Here is a 2,092-nt window from a genome sequence, read left to right as displayed (position 1 = left end):
CAGCAAACTCGTGCGCAGTTGCAGCGCGGCGAGATCGGCACTGAACGCCGTACGCTGTGCGTCGAGCTCTTCCAGGTACGACGCGTAGCCGTTCGTGTAGCGGTTATGGGCCACGCGCAGCACTTCACCGGCCGCCGCGCGGCGCGCCTCGGCTTCCACCAATTGCCGCTGCAAGCCATCGATCGACGCCAGGGCATTTTCGGTCTCGGCAAACGCCGTGCGCACCACGGTTTCGTAGCCATAGATGGCGCGATYGCGCACCGTGCCGGCGATCTCGGCCTGCGCACGCAGGCGGCCCGCGTCGAACAAGGGCGCAAGCACGCTGCCGCCGATGCTCCACAGTTCCGTCGGCGAGCGCAGCAATTGCGAGATGCCCCCCGCCCCTGCCCCAAGCGACGCCGTCAACCGGATCGACGGCAAGAGCGCATCGCGCGCCACGGCCAGGCTGGCATCGGCCGCCGCGATGGCCTGCTCGGCCTGGGCGATGTCGGGCCGGCGCCGCAGCAGTTCGGACGGCAAGCCGGCGCCCGGGGTCGGCTCGCGCAGCGACAGCAGATCGGTACCGCGCGTAATCGCGCCCGGACTCGCGCCCAGCAGCAGATTGAGCGCCTGCTCCTGCTGCGCCACCTGCCGCTCCAGCTGTGGCACGGTGCCAGCCGTCGCGTGCAATTCGGCCTCGGCCTGCGACATTTCCAGGCGCGAGCTGTAGCCCACTTCGAACTGGTGCCGCGCCAGGTTGTACGAACGCTCGCGCGAGGCCAGCGTGGCCCTGGCCAGCGCCAGCTGGGCGTCCAGACCCAGCAGGTTCAGGTAGCCCGACGCCGTATTGGCCGCCACCGCCAGTGCCACCGCTTCCAGCGCAGCCTCTTGCGACAGCGCCTCGAACCGCGCCGCCTCGACGGTGTTCGCCACCCGCCCAAACAGATCCAGCTCGTAGCTGGCCTGCACTGCGCCCACAAGCGACGTCGATTCGACCGGCGTGCCTTGCGGGCCGATGGCGCGCGCCCGCGTCGGCGCCAGCGACAGGTTCAGCGCCGGCAGGCGCGCGCTGCCGGCCACGCGAATGCGCGCCTGGTATTCCTGCAGGCGCGCGCGGGCAATCTTGAGGTCGCCGTTGTTCGTCTGCGCCCGTTGCACCAGGGCGTCCAGCGCCGGATCGCCGAACGCGCGCCACCAGTCACGTTCGACGCTGGCATTCGCGCCGGGCAAAGTCGTGCGCCACGCCACCGGCACCGTCACCGAGGACGGCGGCGCCGGCTGCGGCGCCATCGCGCAGGCGGCCAACAGGAGTGGCGCCGCCAGAACCACGAACCGCCGCTTCACCGCTGCCCCGCGTTCGCCGTGGTGGCAGCAGCCGTATCGATCGTCGTCACCACCGACATCCCGGGCCGCAGGCGGTTGGCCAGCGGCTGGTTCGGGTCGATGCTGATGCGCACCGGAATGCGCTGAGCGATCTTGACGTAGTTACCGGTGGCGTTGTCCGGCGCGATCACCGAAAACTCCGAACCGGTCGCCGGCGCGATGCGCTCGACATGGCCTCGCAGCTTGGCGCCACCCAGCGCGTCGACGCTGAAAGTGACCGGCTGGCCAACGGCCACGCCCGCCATCTGCGTTTCCTTCAGGTTGGCGATGATCCACATCTGGTTGGGCACCAGTGCAGTCAGCTGCGCACCCGCATTGACGAAGGCGCCCTGACGCACGGTCACCTGCCCCAGCTGACCATCGCGCGGCGCGATGATGTTGGTGTTGGCCAGGTCGATCTCGGCCAGCTTGACGGCCGCTTCGGCGCTGGCAACCGCCGCTTCGAGGGCGGCGCGGTTGACGCCGACCGACGCCAGGTTCTGGCGGGCGATCTCGACAGAAGCGCGCGCCTGGTCGCGGCTGGCCGCTGACTGGGCGCGGGTGGCGCGCGCGGCGTCGAGTTCGCGCGCCGACAGCGAACCGTCAGCCGCCAGCTCTTCCACGCGGCGCAGGTCGGCGCTGCTGCGCCGGGCCTGCGCTTCGTTCGAGGCCAGCAGCGCCTGGTTCTGGGCAATGGTGGCGCGGGCGCTGGCGTTCGTCTGCGCGAAGTTGGCCAGCGCCGACTTGCGGT

2 protein-coding genes are annotated in these 2,092 nt (G+C 70.6%); both read right to left on the bottom strand.

The annotated features are described in order from the left end of the window. Positions 1-1,323: efflux transporter outer membrane subunit (locus AC1DYN_RS32195; protein ID WP_477966809.1), on the bottom strand; the 1,323-nt coding region annotated here is incomplete at its 3' end. Beyond that, positions 1,320-2,092: HlyD family secretion protein (locus AC1DYN_RS32190; RefSeq protein ID WP_477966807.1), on the bottom strand; the 773-nt coding region annotated here is incomplete at its 5' end. The genes AC1DYN_RS32195 and AC1DYN_RS32190, both read right to left, overlap by 4 nt.

Source organism: Rhizobacter sp. P2_D12, assembly GCF_056404395.1.
This window is presented reverse-complemented; position numbering and strand designations above follow the sequence as displayed.